A 16,664-nucleotide genomic window follows, 5' to 3' on the forward strand; every position below is an offset into this window, starting at 1 on the left:
TTCTGAATGTGGGAAAATACATTCCATTAAACTCGCTACGGATATGTTCAGTGGTAAATGTATGGGCTTTGGATTTATTTCAATGGAAGGCCACGAAGCTAAAGTAGCTATCGAGAAGCTCAATGGTTATACGTATTGTGGCAAATCACTCAGAGTCGGGTTCGATGATACTGTGAACAAAAGAAGTAGACGTCGCTAACTTTAGCTGAAGAGTTTATTTTTTCTCAATACCTTAATTCTACTTTTCTTGCTAAAAGGAGGTTGCTTAGAGTTTCTACAACAAATTCTTCTTTTGGTTTTCTCCGCTGTAGATTATTACAATAATTATTTGACTGAGGAATAATTGGTTCGATCCATGCCAGGCAGTAATTGCAACTTGGGAGAGGGAACATTCCCATCAGACAAAACAACGGATCGAAAACGGCAGGTCAAGAAATACCGGCATCATTTATTGTTACGTATTTAGATGGCAGTACATTATCAGCTTGCAGGTTTTCCGATGCGGAATCAGCAAAATCGGCTGTATCATTTCGTTAATTACTTCTTTGGCGAACAAATGTTGTTTAACAGCGTAATGGCAGAAATTCGTTTTTCCTGAGGGCGTCCCCGTCTCGCCTGATCATATACTTCGTCAATATATAATGCGCTTCCTTTAATACGAGCGTGTATGGTGTAAGCGTCGAAACCGAAATCTGCGCCGAAATTAATCCAGTCGAGCGGTATCGTAAATTCCACGCCGCGGTTTACGCGTCTGACGCTAAAGCCAGTGTGCTCATTGTTAATTTCAGATTTTTTGAATGTTATTGATGTTAACTGTTTTTCAGGGCGGAGTCCGCCCTCATAAACCTGTATTGATTCTTCTGTTTCCGTGTTTAACGGGATAATCAGTGCATACGTTTTTTCATGCAAAATATTTAACACTATATAATCGTTGTTTTTCCCGTTAATCCGCTCACCCCTGGTTTGCACCTGGAATATCAAGTGATTATCCTCGGACACATCAGTGGTTACACGCAAAATATCCAGCTCGGGTGGCAGGGAATTATCCATAAATGAAATAATGATGCGAGGATCGGCTACAATTTGCATTGCGGACACCGGCGAGGATATCAGGAAAAACGATGCAATCAGCATGAGGGTCTTATTCATGATTAAAATAACTCCCTGCTTTCATGGAACAGTTTCGCCACGCTGGCAGCATCTTTAACTGCATCGAACATGACTTTGATCCTGCCTTCAGGATCAATTAAAAACGCTGCTGTACTATGGTCAACCTGATAATGTTCCATATTACCTTCGTTCTTTGTTAAGAAGGACGCTTCGACACCGAATGTAGCCTTAAACCGTTCCAGTTCTTCATTTTCAAATCGAAGATAGGATATATCCGAACCAAACCGTTCTGTATAGTCTGCTAACGCCGCTTCGCTGTCTCTATCGGGATCGATTGAAACAAATGTGCCATTTAGCTTGATTTGTTCGGCATTAGCAACATCAATCAGCATGGCTAAATTTCCAAGTGAAGTTGGGCAGGCATCCTTACAGCGGGTAAATCCGAAAACCACCAGTTGCCATTGCACATTTTCATTTGCATGCGCATGTTTTAATTGCGCAATGGTTTCAGCTTGAAGCGGCACGGGACGCGGCAGCACTAATGGCGCAGCGGTTACACTGTCTTGTATCAGCAATAGCGCGCTCGCCGCTGCAATTAAGGTGTAATACTTGTGAAATATATTTCTCTTCAATGAATGATCTCCTAATCGGTCATTTTGATTTTGACTGGCCATAATGTTGAGACGGCCCACCGTTTTTGCCAATGAACTGTAATTTACTGGAAAATAGGATGGGCCGGAAACAACGTTTTTCTAGCGATTATCGAATGCTACCCGCTGAGAACAGGCCATGTGGCATAACCAGACCGTCTGCTGGACCCCATACTTTGACAATGGTATCCGTATGCGTATCCAGTTTGAGTACATAACCAGATACCCAGCTTGCGATAATCAGATAACGATCATCTGCAGATGGGCTGATCGTATGCGCAACTGAATAACCCGCTGGCAGCTCGGCACCTGGCTTTAAGCGTTTCAAAAATTTAGGTTCATAACGATCGGTGATATCCCAAACAGAAATATAACCGTCTTCACCGAATGTAGGATCAATCGAATCTTCCTCGGCCAGATAGAGCTTACCGTTGGCGACTGTCAGATCTGAAGGTGAACGGAATACACCCTTGCCATTTTTATGGTTTGTATGGCTGATAATTTTCGCCGCAGTGCCCTCATGTGTATCCAACAACCACACGCTCGGTGGAATGATTTTATTCGTGGTTGACGGAGTCAATGAAGTTTTGTCAAATTGCATAGAAGCCGTCAGTGCGAACCTTTCATCCAGCCAGTAGACATAGTGTGTAAACGCAGCATGGCGCTTTTCATCACCCAGCTTAATTTGGCCCACTACCTGTAAATCTCCTGTTTCTCTGTTGGGCTCGTAGACGTCAATAAAGCTGTTGTCAAAGTAGTATCCGGTGCCGAGACCAAGCGTACCCGAATTGTTAAAGGTAACACCGTGTGTTTGTTCCGTATATCCAGGGATAGTAATCGGACTGACTGCTGCAAAAGTATTGGTTTCAAGATCGATCACGTGAATTTTATCCGCTGACCATTCAGCCACATACGCATAATTGGTGTTTGGCAACAATGTGAAACCATGCAACTGTGTGCCTCTACCGAAAATCCAGTCCGGTACGCCCTGCACATCGTTCACTTGTTCGACGAATGGCAGTGAAGGCGGTGTATTAGGCACGTCGGCTGCTGTTACAGAAGCAACCACAACATCTGCCGTACCTGCATTCCAGTCAATATGATTCACCGTGACTGCGATAACGTAAGACGAATGATCTTGAGTATTATCGGTGGTAATAAAGAAGACATCTGCGCCCGGCATGATACCTGTATGCTGTAATGGCAAGTCAGCCGGCCAGCCAGGAATGGTTGTAGGCTCGATAATGATCAGTCCGTCATTTTCATAGTTGAATAGATAGATAACGCGCGTATGGTAATCAATCGCCGTTACAACCGGTTGCAAATATTTGTTGTAAACATTTGGATATTGATTGTTTGGATAATCGCTCTGAAAAAAAGCTTTACCTTGATCGTCATCGTGATCCTCATCGCCAGCACTGAGCGTCCCGGCTGAAAATACTAACAAACATGCTGCCGCCAATAAAACCTTGCGGCTTGGTTTTTTCATTAAAATCATATAATTTTCCTCCATGACTAACATAAAACTCTTAAATTATTGAATTTGCAACGCTTCAATCGTTTAAGAAAACCCAATCGAAAGCAGCAATGCTGCATCTTTCGATTTGAAAATCCGGAATTGATCAGAAAAATCCAGGTCAATTCCGGTGAAAAACAAAGCACAGATATGCGAGTTCCGGCTCAAATAATCTTTAATTGCTTGTCGCTATAAGAGCGCTAAATATTAAAGTCATTACTACAAACAATACGCAAAATCTGTGCCAGTAGTAATAATGTGTTATAAATTAATAAGTTATATTTCAAGAATGTTCGTGGGGATTAATATATGTCGTTTGGTGGCGACATATAACAACAGGATTTAAATAACTGTTTGATTTTTAAGATATTCTGTTGTCTCTCATTGGTGGAATACTATTTCAGATTTTCTATGGCGGCTTGTAAAGCAAGTAACCATGCATCATTTCAAGAAAGACAGAATGCGATCAATGAAACATTGATCGATGTATTGTTTAACTTGCGACCTGGATTAGGTGTGAATAGTTGAATCTTTAAATGACATGAAATTTATCCTATTTCTATGCATGACATAGGTGATAGGATGCATGCTGCAATGAATGAATTTATCGAGTACATTTAGTCAATGTAAAACTCGAAATAGGCTATGCAATATTTATAAATTAGTTTCTAGAAATTCATTTGGAATCGATACACACTGTTGGCTTTACAATAAATGCAGGCGTCTTCAGTGTTAAGATTTTTTGTCATGCAATAGCAATACAATTCAAAAAGTTAGAAATAGAAATGAATTATTATATTGAAAGTGGTGATTCCGTAAAAAAACGTTACCCTAAATCCTTCCTAAAGTTAATCTTGTTTGGATTTGCACTTTTTGGCACACCTTTAATCGGCACATTGATTTACTTCTCTATCGTTCTTGACAATTTTGCCGAACGTAGCCGTGAAACCATCTACCAGGCCACAGAAATTGCTCACGGTAATCGTGTTCTTGCTGACGAGGCCTTGGCAATGGAAAGGAGTCTGAGACAAGCGTCAATTTTAAACGACTTATCTTTGCTTGAAGGATATTTCCATTCACATGAAGAATTTAAGAAAACCATCGAAAAGTTCAATGAGTTGTTGCTAAATACCGAGTATAAACTTCTATTAAAAAAAATTCGTTTATCAGAATTAGTTATTTTCGATCACATTTCAGATAGCAATAATTCTGAGGAAAATCTTCAACGCCAGATAAAAAACTTTTCTATACTACTGGGTGCTATACATGATCTTAAAATTTCAGGTAATATTCTGATTGGTCAATATGTAAACGAAATGTTCGAACGAGCGACCCAAGTGCGTTCCACTATTGAATTACTTTTGCTTGCGGTCATTCCATTCGTTATCGTTCTGGCGATTCTCCTCTCGATACTGATTACACGCCCCATAAAACAAATCGACGAAGCAATTTATAATTTAGGTCAAGGCGAGTTAAATACTTCAATTAATGTAACAGGTCCACAAAACCTGAGACAGCTTGGAGAACGTCTTGACTGGCTACGCCGGCGTTTATTAAGATTGGAAAAACAAAAGAATCAGTTTCTCAGGCATATTTCACATGAACTTAAAACGCCATTAACGGCGATCCGGGAAGGGGCGGATTTACTGGCGGAAGGAATCACTGGAAATTTATCCAACAAACAGCAGTCGATCGCGAATATTCTACATAGCAGCAGCTTGCAATTACAAAAACGTATCGAAGATTTGCTGAGTTACAGCGCAATTCAGTTTACTGAAACTACACTTGTCAAAGAACCGGTCAGTCTTGCCAAAATACTGGATGACACGTTACAGAACCAGAACCTGTCGATTGTGAACAAGCAGTTAAAGATTGTACGAAATCGATTGGATATCATTTACAAGTGTGACGAAAAGAAAATACAAACGATTTTTGATAACCTTTTATCAAATGCGATAAAATTTTCACCGGCTAATAGCAGTATTGAAATTAATATCAGCAAAAACAATATGTTAGTAATGGTAGATTTTAAAGATTCCGGTTGCGGCATCCGGGACGAAGACAAAGATAAAATTTTCGAACCTTTTTATCAGGGACAGCCGGCTCCCGAGGCACATGTTAAGGGTACGGGACTTGGTTTATCGATCGCACAGGAATTTGCTTTTGCGCATGAAGGAAGAATATTATTGATTAAACCTGAGAAACCAGGAACTCACTTTCAACTTATCCTGCCCAGGCAAACAAATGAGTGAATCGATGAAACAAATAAAAGGCATTTTGTTTTTATTTACAGTCTTAACCGTCTTGTCAATAACCGGGTGTGGTAGCCTAGAAAAGAACCTGCTTGTTTCAATCAATGAAGACCGGATTCTGGAAGACGCTAATGATGATCAATTAAATAATCTGATGCATGAATATATTCATTTTGAACAAGAGAATAACACAGTTCTGGAACAATATTATTTGAGTGTAAAGGAAAATTTTGAATTGGATAATAACTACCACAATCGTTTTAAATATATTCTGTTGCTCACCTTGCCCAATCAAAAATTCAATGACCATGCAAGCGCGCTGGATTTGTTAAAAAATTGGCCTCATGAGGAACAAATGCCTGCATCCATGCAAAGCTTTAGAAAATTTTTGATTATACGGTTAGAGGAAGAGGCCAGACTAAAGAATCATGCAAGACATCTAACACATCAACTGGCCAACGAAAGAATGAATGCAGAAACACTGCAAAAGAAAATTGATGATATAAAAAATATGGAGAAATCACTGATCAGAAGAAATCTCCAATAAGGAAGTTTATGATAACAAATTCAAAAATATTATTAGTTGATGATGACCCGGATCTGCTAAATTTATTGTCCATACGACTGAATGCAAGCGGCTATGACGTTGATACTGCAAGCAGTGCGGAATCTGCGCTCAATTACTTGGATTTAGAACGTCCACAGCTCGTTATCAGTGATTTGCGTATGAGTGGCATGTGCGGCATGGAATTATTTGAGAAGATTTATTCCAAATATCCCGCATTGCCGGTCATCATACTGACTGCGCATGGCACAATTCCAGATGCTGTGTCTGCCGTACAAAGCGGTGTTTTTGGTTATCTGACCAAACCATTTGACAGTAAAAACCTGCTGGCCCAGATTCAAAAAGCGCTAAACAATGCCTCGCCAACAGATGAAAATGAACACAACAGAACTTCATGGTGTAATAGTATTATTACCCAAAGTTCAGAAATGAAAGAAGTGCTGAACAAAGCAAAGCTAGTCGCCGTGGGAGACGCCAGCGTATTGCTTTACGGCGAAAGTGGTGTTGGAAAAGAATTATTTGCACGAGCGATACACGCCGCATCAAACCGCAGTGACAAACCCTTTATAGCGGTAAATTGCGCTGCTATTCCTGAACAACTGCTTGAATCCGAATTTTTTGGCCATGTGAAAGGTGCGTTTACTGGTGCGATACGACATCACGACGGTTTGTTTAAATTAGCAGAAGGCGGCACTTTGTTATTGGATGAAATTGGCGATATGCCACAGTTTCTCCAGGTCAAATTGCTCAGAGCTCTGCAAGAAAAACAAATAAGGCCAATTGGTAGTGCACAAACTATACCGATAGATGTACGACTTATTTCAGCAACGCATAGAAACCTCAGAGAAGAAATTACCAAAGGCAACTTTAGGGAAGACTTGTATTATCGTTTAGACGTCATTTCCCTGAAAATACCGGCTTTATCGGAAAGAAGAGAAGATATACCGTTGCTGTCAAATTATTTTGTTGATTTGTTTGCCAAACGATATCAAAAAAATATCAGTAGAATTTCGCCTGACGCAATGCAAATTCTGATCACGGCAACCTGGCCGGGCAATGTCAGGCAACTCATGAATGTTGTTGAACAATGCGTTGTTCTGAACACAACTTCTTTAATTCCGTCGGCACTGGTTTATGACGCAATACAAATGGAAACATCGCAGCTAGAATCCTTTGAGGAAGCCAAAAGGCAATTCGAAAGAGATTATCTGGTAAAGGTGCTGAAAATCACTTCGGGGAATGTAACGCAGGCTGCGCGTATTGCAAAGCGTAACCGGACCGATTTTTATAAATTGTTGCAAAGATATCAAATTGATTTAAATAAATATAAATTAAGAAATCCTGATATGCACGAAACCAGTTAAACCTGGGCGGTTAATATTAAAAATAAGATTTCCGGCCAGTTGTTTACGGGATAAATTGTGTTGATGAGAAGAAAAGCATCCGGCCGCAAAAAATATGTTCCTGCTTTGGGGTATCATTGGCTTACACCGTTCTATGACTGGCTAATTGGAATAACGGGTCATGGGGACCGATTGATGTATGCATTCATGCAACAGTCGCAACTTGATCATGCGCAACAGATTCTTGATCTTGGGTGTGGAACGGGATCACTGGCAATTCTCACTAAACGCAATTTTCAGGCTAGTGGTATTACTGCATTGGATTGTGATCCGAAGATATTGTCGATTGCCGCGCGCAAGGCTGTTCATTATCAAGTTGATATTCAATATATTCAAGCGTTTGCAGAAAACCTGCCTTGCCCGGACAACAGTTTCGACCGGGTTCTTTCGAGTTTGCTTTTTCACCATTTGCCCTGGGACAGAAAACAACAGGTTGCGAACGAAGTATTTCGCGTTTGTAAATAGCGGAGTAAAAATGTACCACTGAAGCGCACAAGATTTTGCGAATATCGCGGAATAAAAGTGTGCCAGTCTGATGCCTGTAAGCTGATGCGTTTAGCACCAAGTGAAAGGCGAAAGGATGTATTCAGTGGAACTATATGTAAAAATACGACGGGCGGTGATGGTTGAAGGCAAAAGCGAGCGAGAAGTCGCGCGTTATTTTGGTATTCACCGCGAGACTGTTAAGAAGATGTGTCAATATGCGGTACCGCCAGGTTACCGGCGCAAGAGTTCTCCTGCTTCACCAAAGCTAGCCGCTTTCACTGGCATTATAGATGCCATTCTTGAAGCTGATAAAACAGTTCATCCCAAACAACGTCATACGGCAACCCGGATATTGGAGCGATTGCGCGATGAACATGGATTCACTGGCGGCTATACCATTGTGCGTAATTATGTTTATAAAGCCAAGATTCAGCAGAAGGAGATGTTTATGCCGCTGGTCCATTTACCTGGCCACGCTCAGGTAGACTTTGGCGAAGCTGACGGTTATATTGGTGGCAAGCTGGTACGGTTTCATTATTTCTGTCTTGATCTGCCACATTCGGACGGCTGCTTTGTCAAAGCCTATCCGACGGAAGATACCGAATCCTTTCTGGATGGGCATGTTGCTGCATTTGCGTTTTTAGGTGGTGTGCCGCAATCTATTTTATATGACAATACCAGGCTCGCCGTCGCTAAAATACTGGGTGATGGCAAGCGTAAGCGGACTAAAGCATTCAGTGAACTGCAAAGTCATTATCTGTTTGAAGACAAATTTGGACGTCCAGGGCGGGGTAATGATAAAGGCAATGTTGAAGGCATGGTTGGTTTCAATCGTCGCCATTTCATGGTGCCGTTGCCGATAGCTGATAATTTTGATGCCTTGAACACCAGGTTGCTGGACGGTTGTATCAAACGCCAACAAGCTAAGCTACGTGGGCAAACTGAAACCATTGCTGAGCGTATGAAGCGTGATGCTGCTGCACTCATGGCATTGCCTGCAGCTGAGTTTGATGCATGCCACAAGATTTCGACTCGTGTATCTTCTCTGTCTCTGGTGCGCTATCGAACCAACGACTACTCGGTACCCACTCAGTACGGTCATCGGGAAGTGCTGGTCAAAGGTTACGTTGATCATGTTGATATTTGTCTGGGTGCGGACACCATTGCACGACATCAACGCAGCTATGGCCGGGAAGAATTCATCTATAACCCGCTGCATTATTTGGCATTGCTGGAACAAAAGCCGCGCGCATTGGATCAGGCGGCGCCCCTCCAGGATTGGGTGCTGCCCGAAGTATTTGATCGTTTGCGCCGATTGCTTGAAGCGCGGTTGGAACGGCGTGGTCGCAAGGAATATATCCAGGTTTTGCGGCTACTGGAGAATTTTAGCCAAGCGCAAGTTGAACATGCGATAAAAAAAGCGATTGATTTGGGTTCAATTGGATTTGACGCGATCAAGCATCTGATTCTGTGTGCAATTGAACAACGGCCAGCGAAACTCGATCTGACGTGTTACCCCTATCTACCCAATGCCAATGTACTACCCACCGAACCTAGGACGTACTTAAGCCTGTTGCAAATATCCGAAGCAACTCAAAAACCTGTAATGGAGAGTCATTATGAATGAAACATCGATTTCCACGACAGTTACACCACAGGTTTTGCTGGAGAATCATTTCAAGGCATTGAAGCTTTCGACCTTTGCTCGTGAATATGAGAAGGTTGCAATCGAATGCGCAAATGAAGGTGTTGATTACGCGCGTTACTTATTACGGTTATGTGAGCTTGAGCGTATCGACCGTGAGCGACGCAATACTGAGCGGCGTATACGTATGGCAAAATTCCCGGTGATTAAAAGCCTGGATACCTTCGATTTCACTGCAATTCCAGAATTGAATAAATCGTTGGTATTAGAGCTGATGCGCTGCGAATGGATTGACAAGCGTGAAAATGTCATTGCATTGGGGCCTTCGGGCGTTGGCAAAACGCATACAGCGTTAGCTTTAGGGCTGGCCGCTTGTCAGAAAGGTTTGAGCGTTGTCTTTAAGACGGCCGCAGCTTTGGTACATGAATTGATGGAAGCGCGTGATGAGAAACGGTTGCGTCTATTGCAAAAACAGCTGGCTAACACCAAATTGTTGATCATCGACGAACTGGGTTATGTGCCATTTACTGCAGTAGGCGCAGAGCTCTTGTTTGAAGTGTTTAGTCGCCGTTACGAACATGGCGCCACCCTGGTCACATCGAATTTACCGTTTGACGAATGGACAAGTGTTCTGGGGTCAGAACGATTGACCGGCGCACTGCTGGATCGTTTGACCCACCATGTCCATATCCTGGAAATGAATGGTGAATCGTATCGCCTGGCTGCAAGTAAGAAGCGACAAAAACAATCAATGAATTCCACACTTATAGGAAAGGAGAACACCAAAAAAAATAATGAGTAGTTGGGGAATACACTGCGCTTTATTTCAACCCCGGAATATAAAAAATAAAAGCGCTAAACCCGAGGATTAATTCCTCTTTTTTATTAACTTTACTGGTACACTTTTAACGCGCTATCTGGTACATTTTTGCTCCGCTATTGACACGCGTTCTGAAGCCCGGCGGTCAACTCCATGTTTTGGACTGGGGGCGGGCGAGCAACCAGTTGATGCGCGCGTTATTTTTTGCTGTGCAACTGGTTGACGGTTTTGACAATACCCGGGATAACGTAACCGGCAGGCTTGTCGAATTGTTTGAGCATGCGCGATTTTACCGGATTGACGAGCAGCAGTCGTTTAATACAGTTTTCGGAACATTAGTACATTATCGTGCGCTGAAAGCAGATGTGCATGCTGTCTAAAATGTGTGCCGAACGAATCTCGCAATCCACGCATCATTTACTGTTGTTGCAGCCCATCCTCGAGTACTTTGCCCGGCTCGGTCTGCTCGTCTGCTTTCGGTAATTGTACTTCGGGAAAAATAATCGTAAACGCTGTACCCTTGCCGGGTTCGCTGGCAACGCTTATATTCAGATTATTGTTTTCAGCAGCTATTTTAACAATGGACAGACCAATGCCACTTGTGGCTTTGTTATGTAAAGCAGCGCGCGGGGAATAGAAATATTCATTGAAAATATTTGGTAAATCATCAATTTCGATGCCGATACCGTGGTCTGTTATGGTCAGGGTTGCTTTTTTGTTTTGTTTGTCCAATTCGGATGTGAGTTCTATAGTCCCTTTATCATGGGAATAGGTGATGGCATTGGAGATAATATTTTCCAAAATAATTTCCACCTGCTCGGCAATCCCTTGGTAGATAAAATTGTCCATGCAAACATTGAGATTGATACCTCTGGAATTGATGACGGGTGTTAGCTTATCAATACATTTTTGTATTGCTTTTTTGATATTTACTGGGTTTGTCTCCGCAGTACACAAGCAGGTTTCCTTGAGGCGTTGCAGTCGAAGCAGATCCAGAATCAGGCTGGCCATGCTCGTGGCGCGCCGATCAATTTTGAGTAAGACTTCCTTGAGTTCTTGTGGAACGTCTCCGCAATAGCCGCCTTTAATCAGATTGATTTTGCTGCGTATGGCATCCAATGGCGATTTAAGCTGATGCGTCATGAGCACGGCGTACTGATCTTTTTCATGTTGAGCCTGATTGATGCGTTTATAGGCTTCTTCCAATTGATGCTCATGCGTTCTTACCACAAGTGATAGCCTAGAAACCAGATACCAGACGGTAAAAAACAATACATCCAGAGCAATCATCCAGAACAGCATGTGGTTTTTCCCTTTATTGTCGAGTGCGATTGCAGGGTCAATCAGCATTGACTGCGGGATCTGAATCGACAATGAAAATTCAACCAGTAACACAATTGTGTATAAAATGCTGACAATTACGGCGACCAACAAGCTTTCCAGCGTGGAGAAGAATATACATGCCAGTGCGATATGCAGGATATAAAAGAAAGGGGCCGGTGTTGCAGTACTGCCGATATAGTGAACTACAACTGATAGACAGATGAGATCAATAATAATCTGAGCCCAAAGATTAACTGAGGGGGAGTTGAGTTTACTGGGTTTACAGTGATCCAGTGCAAATATATAAACGATATTGGCTATGCTCAGGACCAGGGTGATGGTGAGCGGCCAGTTGTTTTCTTCAATGATACGAAATTGTATCAACGTATCGGGCGTTAGCAGTGCAATGATATGAATCAAAACGAGTGCAACGATTATTCCCCAACGAAAAATGATAAACCAGCGGATGTTGCTGATTAAAATACCATCGTTGAGCTTGGCGGCACTGTTATTGCTCACAGGTATTACAGTTGAATCCTGTGTTTTTCTCCAGTCGAATTGGACGATGGCCATTGTCATCCCCTCCGCTCAAAATTTTGACTACTTGCTTGCTGTCTGTTCAAGTCGATCCTGGATGATGCTTAACAGACTCTCAGGTTCTACAGGTTTTTCCATAATACAAACCCATTTATCCGATTTCTTATCAAAGTAGGGTCTTATCATGTCCCCTAAAGATGTTAGAAATATTGTCTGCAGAGTCGGATGACTTTTTTGTATGCTGGCATAGGTTGTTAAGCCTGCATCCATTGATTCAACCATTACGTCGAGTATAGCCAAATCAGGCGGGTTGTTGTCTTGCTCCAGTGAAGCGATAAAATCCTTCATGGTTAGGTATTGTTCGACTTCATAGCCGTTTTTTTGCAAGATACGTCTGACTGCATCACGGATATCCGGATCGTCATCGACATGTGCTATTCTTTTTGTCATGCTGTTTCCTCTATATTGCTTTTGATAAGATTGAAAATGCGCTTAAAATAAGATATTCAAGCTTTTATCCTGGAGGGGCATTTTTGATGCACTTGTTCAATTCTCATCGCTTTTTTTTATAATACCCATTATAGGGATAAGTTTATAAAAAAAATGTGAAGAATGGGATAAAAGTCAAAAAAATATCTTGAAAAGTAACATCTTCGTACATGGAACGGGTGAACGCTGCTTATCAAAAGTTAAACATTATCTAGACGGTTTCTGGGAATAAATGAAAAGTATTATGAATATCAAAAACCTAATGCGTTTTGTATTGAAATAAAGCAAAATAGTGACTGGAATCGGTAATTGCGGCAATTGTAAGGTTTTCTTGGGGAATGCGACTATCCGGTACAATGCAAGAGTCAGTTCAGACACTAACTTCTAAAATAACATCGTTGACATGGAAAATAATGGATGCGACGCTGGTATTGGTGCACAAGAAGCCTGAACTAGGCACAGGTAAACAACGGCTTGCGGCGCGATTTGGGCTTGAGCTGACGCTTCAAATTGCTCAAGCATTATTTGAATGTGCGGTGGAAGATGCTGCTGACTGGCCGGGCCTGGTTGTGCTGGCGCCAGCCAATCAGAAAGACAGTTATTGGGCGAGGCTTCAGGCACGTCGTTGTTGTAGAAATTTTATGATCGTGCCGCAAATCAGTGGGAATCTGGGGCAGCGTCTGAATGCATTGGATTTGACCTTGCGTAGACAAAAATTAAAGCGGCTGGTTTATATTGGCAGTGATGCACCCGGTTTAAAAAATGAAGATTATCTAGCCGTACGTGCGTATTTGAATCAAAGTAATGCAGTGCTGGTGCCAGCCGTCGACGGCGGTGTTGTATTAATGGCGAATCGGTGTGCATGGCCGGATTTATCGATGTTGCCGTGGAGTACCGACCAGCTGGGCGTATCTTTGGTGAATAAATGCAAAGCAGAAATGGGGTCCGTAAGTATTTTGCAGGAAAACTATGATATTGATGAATCGGCTGATTTTTTTAGACTGATACACACGCTCAAAGATGACGGACGTCCCGCTCGCCGGGCTTTGCATACGCTGGCCTGTGAAGCTTCATTGGCCATGAATAACAGCGATTACACCCGGCATGCTTAAAATCAGTATAGTGATTCCCTGTTACCAGGATGAAGAAAATCTGCGTTGCTTGTTGGAACAACTACAAGGAATGCCTGACAAGCCGATGGAAATTATTGTTGTAGATGGAGCGGGCAGTAAATACTGCAGCAGTATTTGTAAAACCCATCAAGCGCGTTGGTTGAACAGCCAACCGTGCCGAGGTCAGCAATTATTAATGGGTGCAGCTCACGCCCAAGGCGAGGTATTATGGTTCTTGCATACAGATGTGCGATTATCCTTAAATGCTTTTGCGTCCATGATGCGTGTGATCGAGAATGGCGCAATAGGTGGTTTTTTCAGGTTCCGCTTTGATGCGCCAATTGACTGGCCGGCCTATATTCTGGAATGGGCTATTATGTTGCGGTGTGGTGTGGGCGTGCCTTATGGCGATCAGGGGTTTTTTATATTGCGAGAACGCTACCATGCGATAGGCGGCCATGCGCCATGGCCTCTGTTTGAGGAAGTTCCCCTGGTGCAAGGCGCACGAAAAATGGGTAGATTTGTTGCATTAAACGAACCGATATTTGTCAGTTCGCGTCGCTGGCGGCAAGACGGTTGGTGGCGACGCACCTGGAATAATCGTGAATTGGCGTTGAAGTTTGCATGCGGTGTATCTCCCCAGATACTGGCGCAACGATATCAGGTAATGAAAACATCCGCTAAATAGCACTGCAAATGAAACTGCACGGATTGTGTTTTTAATCGATTAAAGGAAGGTTATGCAAGAAACTGTTCAGAAGTATTATGGTGAAATACTGTCCGGGTCGCACGACCTGCAAACAAATGCCTGTTGTACGGACGAAGGATTGCCTGAATATATCAAACCATTGTTGTCTAAAGTGCATGATGAAGTGCTGACACGTTATTATGGCTGTGGTCTGGTTTTGCCCGAGCAGTTGGAAGGCCTGACGATACTTGATCTCGGGTGTGGTGCAGGGCGCGATGCTTATTTGCTGTCGCAATTGGTGGGTGAGAAAGGAAGAGTCATTGGTGTTGACATGACCGAAGAACAGCTGATTGTGGCGCGCAAGCATGAAAAATTTCATCAGCAAGCATTTGGTTACAAGCGTGGCAACGTGCAATTTTTACACGGCTATATTGAGCAGCTTGATGAACTCGATTTGGCCGATAACAGTATCGATGTGATCGTATCCAACTGTGTGATAAATCTGGCGATGGATAAAGCGGCAGTCCTGAGAGAAGCCTATCGGGTATTGAAACCAGGCGGTGAACTCTATTTTTCCGATGTCTACAGCGACCGGCGTATTCCGAAGGAATTGACCAATGATCCTGTTTTGTATGGCGAATGTTTAAGCGGTGCATTGTATTGGAATGACTTTGTGCCGTTGGCACGCGCGCAGGGATTTATTGATCCGCGCCTTGTTGGTGATCGTCCGATAACGATAGCTAATCCTCAGCTACAGGCCAGAACGGGTAATATCCATTTTCATTCGGCGACTTACAGATTATTTAAGCTGTCTGAACTCGAACTGGCGTGTGAAGATCATGGGCAATCGGTGGTTTATCGCGGCACGATACCGTATCATCCGCATGCATTTGTACTGGACAAGCACCATTTTATCGAAACCGGCAAGCAGTTCACCGTTTGTGGCAATACCTGGCGCATGTTGCATGACACGCGGTTTATCGATCATTTTGAATTTTTTGGTAATTTTGACCGCCATTACGGTATTTTTCCGGGATGTGGTATGGGTATTCCGTTTGATGACGGTGCAACCGGTGAGCAAAAAGGTGGCTGTTGTTGAAAATCGGTACTGATGTTTCAGTGGATCAGCTGAAACAACAGAAGAAACAGCAGCAGAAATCACCTGAGTGGTATGCGACCTCGGAAGGCAATCCGCGCGGTTTTATACATGCTCATGCACTGGATGAATTGTGGTTTCATACAGGCACAGCGTGCAACCTGTCGTGTCCGTTTTGTCTCGAAGGATCCAAACCCGGTGATCATCGCCTGCAACTGATGCGCTTTGAAGATGCCAAACCATATATTGATGAAGCCCTGACGCTCGGGGTTAAGCAGTTTTCATTCACCGGCGGTGAGCCTTTTATCAATAAAGATATTGTGCCCATTCTGGATTATGCGTTGCGGTATCAACCCTGTCTGGTCTTGACCAATGCAACAGAACCATTGATTAAGCGAACCGGTCAACTGGAATCCTTGCTGGAGCATGATCACCAACTGCACTTTCGTGTTAGCCTGGATCATTTTGATGCCGCCGAGCATGACAAGGGACGCGGTGAAGGCATGTTCGCATGTGCCGTGGATGGCATGCGCAGGCTGCATAAAATGGGGTTTTCTCTGTCCGTAGCCAGTCAGTTGATACCGGACATGATGCCGGATGAAATTGCTCAGCGTTATGCTGAAGTGTTCAGGAATGCAGGATTGCCCGAAAATCTTCATCGCGTTGAATTTCCGGAATTTTACCCGCCCGAAACAATCGTCTCAGCACCACAAATTACACAAAGCTGCATGGTTGATTTTCAGAGCGAATCGTCGCGCCGGGAATTCATGTGCGCTTTCAGCCGCATGGTGGTGAAACAGAATAATCAGTGCCGGGTGTATGCGTGTACGCTGGTCGATGATGATATCGACTATGCCCTGTCTGAAACATTGACAGAAAGTCTGCAAATACCCGTCAGCATGAAACATCACCGGTGCTACAGTTGTTTCAAATTTGGTGCTTCGTGCAGTGAAATGAAATAGAAGGATATTT

General features: G+C 43.1%; 16 protein-coding genes. 11 read left to right on the forward strand and 5 right to left on the reverse strand.

Annotated features, from left to right (window positions below):
• Positions 1–537: 537 nt before the first annotated feature.
• The 3 genes from MRK00_13065 to MRK00_13075 all read right to left on the reverse strand — a co-directional run bounded on the left by MRK00_13065 (position 538) and on the right by MRK00_13075 (position 3,258).
• Positions 538–1,149, reverse strand: a complete 612-nt coding sequence (locus MRK00_13065; protein MDR4518303.1) for a DUF1292 domain-containing protein — start codon at positions 1,147–1,149, stop codon at positions 538–540.
• Positions 1,150–1,151: 2 nt separating this feature from the next.
• The gene (locus tag MRK00_13070; protein ID MDR4518304.1) at positions 1,152–1,742 is read right to left on the reverse strand and encodes an SCO family protein; all 591 of its coding nucleotides are present in this window, start codon (positions 1,740–1,742) and stop codon (positions 1,152–1,154) included.
• A gap of 127 nt (positions 1,743–1,869) precedes the next feature.
• Positions 1,870–3,258: a hypothetical protein gene (locus tag MRK00_13075; protein ID MDR4518305.1), complete on the reverse strand. Its 1,389-nt coding sequence runs from the start codon at positions 3,256–3,258 to the stop codon at positions 1,870–1,872.
• Between the two features lie 698 nt (positions 3,259–3,956).
• Between MRK00_13075 and MRK00_13080 the strand changes: the two genes are divergently transcribed.
• The 7 genes from MRK00_13080 to MRK00_13110 all read left to right on the forward strand — a co-directional run bounded on the left by MRK00_13080 (position 3,957) and on the right by MRK00_13110 (position 10,827).
• A complete protein-coding gene (locus MRK00_13080; protein MDR4518306.1) occupies positions 3,957–5,528 on the forward strand; it encodes a HAMP domain-containing histidine kinase in 1,572 nt (523 codons plus the stop codon).
• A gap of 4 nt (positions 5,529–5,532) precedes the next feature.
• Complete coding sequence (locus MRK00_13085) at positions 5,533–6,075, forward strand: dihydrolipoamide acyltransferase (protein ID MDR4518307.1); 543 nt, start codon at positions 5,533–5,535, stop codon at positions 6,073–6,075.
• A gap of 8 nt (positions 6,076–6,083) precedes the next feature.
• Entirely contained in the window at positions 6,084–7,457 is a 1,374-nt protein-coding gene (locus MRK00_13090) for a sigma 54-interacting transcriptional regulator (GenBank protein MDR4518308.1), read from the forward strand.
• 63 nt (positions 7,458–7,520) lie between these two features.
• Positions 7,521–7,961 carry a class I SAM-dependent methyltransferase gene (locus MRK00_13095; protein ID MDR4518309.1) on the forward strand — a complete coding sequence of 147 codons (441 nt, stop codon included), beginning with the start codon at positions 7,521–7,523 and terminating at the stop codon, positions 7,959–7,961.
• A 115-nt stretch (positions 7,962–8,076) separates the two neighbouring features.
• Positions 8,077–9,609, forward strand: coding sequence for an IS21 family transposase (gene istA, locus MRK00_13100; GenBank protein ID MDR4518310.1), 1,533 nt, complete (start codon positions 8,077–8,079; stop codon positions 9,607–9,609).
• Positions 9,602–10,429: an IS21-like element helper ATPase IstB gene (gene istB, locus MRK00_13105; GenBank protein MDR4518311.1), complete on the forward strand. Its 828-nt coding sequence runs from the start codon at positions 9,602–9,604 to the stop codon at positions 10,427–10,429. Before istA ends, istB begins: the two co-directional genes overlap by 8 nt.
• 137 nt (positions 10,430–10,566) lie before the next feature.
• Positions 10,567–10,827, forward strand: coding sequence for a class I SAM-dependent methyltransferase (locus tag MRK00_13110; protein ID MDR4518312.1), 261 nt, complete (start codon positions 10,567–10,569; stop codon positions 10,825–10,827).
• A 37-nt stretch (positions 10,828–10,864) separates the two neighbouring features.
• On the opposite strand, the gene MRK00_13115 is transcribed toward MRK00_13110, so the two are convergent.
• Both MRK00_13115 and MRK00_13120 read right to left on the reverse strand, forming a co-directional pair.
• Entirely contained in the window at positions 10,865–12,343 is a 1,479-nt protein-coding gene (locus MRK00_13115) for a HAMP domain-containing histidine kinase (protein MDR4518313.1), read from the reverse strand.
• A gap of 27 nt (positions 12,344–12,370) precedes the next feature.
• A complete protein-coding gene (locus MRK00_13120) occupies positions 12,371–12,757 on the reverse strand; it encodes a response regulator (GenBank protein MDR4518314.1) in 387 nt (128 codons plus the stop codon).
• A gap of 437 nt (positions 12,758–13,194) precedes the next feature.
• Between MRK00_13120 and MRK00_13125 the strand changes: the two genes are divergently transcribed.
• Genes MRK00_13125 through MRK00_13140 form a run of 4 tightly spaced genes read left to right on the forward strand, consistent with a single transcriptional unit; the run spans position 13,195 to position 16,654 of the window.
• On the forward strand, positions 13,195–13,908 hold the full coding sequence (locus MRK00_13125) for a DUF2064 domain-containing protein (protein ID MDR4518315.1): 714 nt from the start codon (positions 13,195–13,197) through the stop codon (positions 13,906–13,908).
• Complete coding sequence (locus MRK00_13130) at positions 13,901–14,596, forward strand: TIGR04283 family arsenosugar biosynthesis glycosyltransferase (GenBank protein ID MDR4518316.1); 696 nt, start codon at positions 13,901–13,903, stop codon at positions 14,594–14,596. Before MRK00_13125 ends, MRK00_13130 begins: the two co-directional genes overlap by 8 nt.
• 52 nt (positions 14,597–14,648) lie before the next feature.
• Positions 14,649–15,695, forward strand: coding sequence for a methyltransferase domain-containing protein (locus tag MRK00_13135; GenBank protein ID MDR4518317.1), 1,047 nt, complete (start codon positions 14,649–14,651; stop codon positions 15,693–15,695).
• Positions 15,692–16,654, forward strand: coding sequence for a radical SAM protein (locus MRK00_13140; GenBank protein MDR4518318.1), 963 nt, complete (start codon positions 15,692–15,694; stop codon positions 16,652–16,654). The genes MRK00_13135 and MRK00_13140 overlap by 4 nt, the downstream gene beginning before the upstream one ends.
• The last annotated feature ends 10 nt before the right edge of the window (positions 16,655–16,664 follow it).

This window comes from Nitrosomonas sp. (assembly GCA_031316255.1).
GTDB lineage: Bacteria > Pseudomonadota > Gammaproteobacteria > Burkholderiales > Nitrosomonadaceae > Nitrosomonas.

Coding starts and splice junctions, on each gene's coding strand:
- MRK00_13065 (MDR4518303.1), bottom strand. CDS start 1,149: ATGAATAAGACCCTCATGCTGATTGCATCGTTTTTCCTGATATCCTCG.
- MRK00_13075 (MDR4518305.1), bottom strand. CDS start 3,258: ATGATTTTAATGAAAAAACCAAGCCGCAAGGTTTTATTGGCGGCAGCA.
- MRK00_13085 (MDR4518307.1), top strand. CDS start 5,533: ATGAAACAAATAAAAGGCATTTTGTTTTTATTTACAGTCTTAACCGTC.
- MRK00_13090 (MDR4518308.1), top strand. CDS start 6,084: ATGATAACAAATTCAAAAATATTATTAGTTGATGATGACCCGGATCTG.
- MRK00_13095 (MDR4518309.1), top strand. CDS start 7,521: ATGAGAAGAAAAGCATCCGGCCGCAAAAAATATGTTCCTGCTTTGGGG.
- istA (MDR4518310.1), top strand. CDS start 8,077: ATGTATTCAGTGGAACTATATGTAAAAATACGACGGGCGGTGATGGTT.
- istB (MDR4518311.1), top strand. CDS start 9,602: ATGAATGAAACATCGATTTCCACGACAGTTACACCACAGGTTTTGCTG.
- MRK00_13115 (MDR4518313.1), bottom strand. CDS start 12,343: ATGGCCATCGTCCAATTCGACTGGAGAAAAACACAGGATTCAACTGTA.
- MRK00_13120 (MDR4518314.1), bottom strand. CDS start 12,757: ATGACAAAAAGAATAGCACATGTCGATGACGATCCGGATATCCGTGAT.
- MRK00_13130 (MDR4518316.1), top strand. CDS start 13,901: ATGCTTAAAATCAGTATAGTGATTCCCTGTTACCAGGATGAAGAAAAT.
- MRK00_13135 (MDR4518317.1), top strand. CDS start 14,649: ATGCAAGAAACTGTTCAGAAGTATTATGGTGAAATACTGTCCGGGTCG.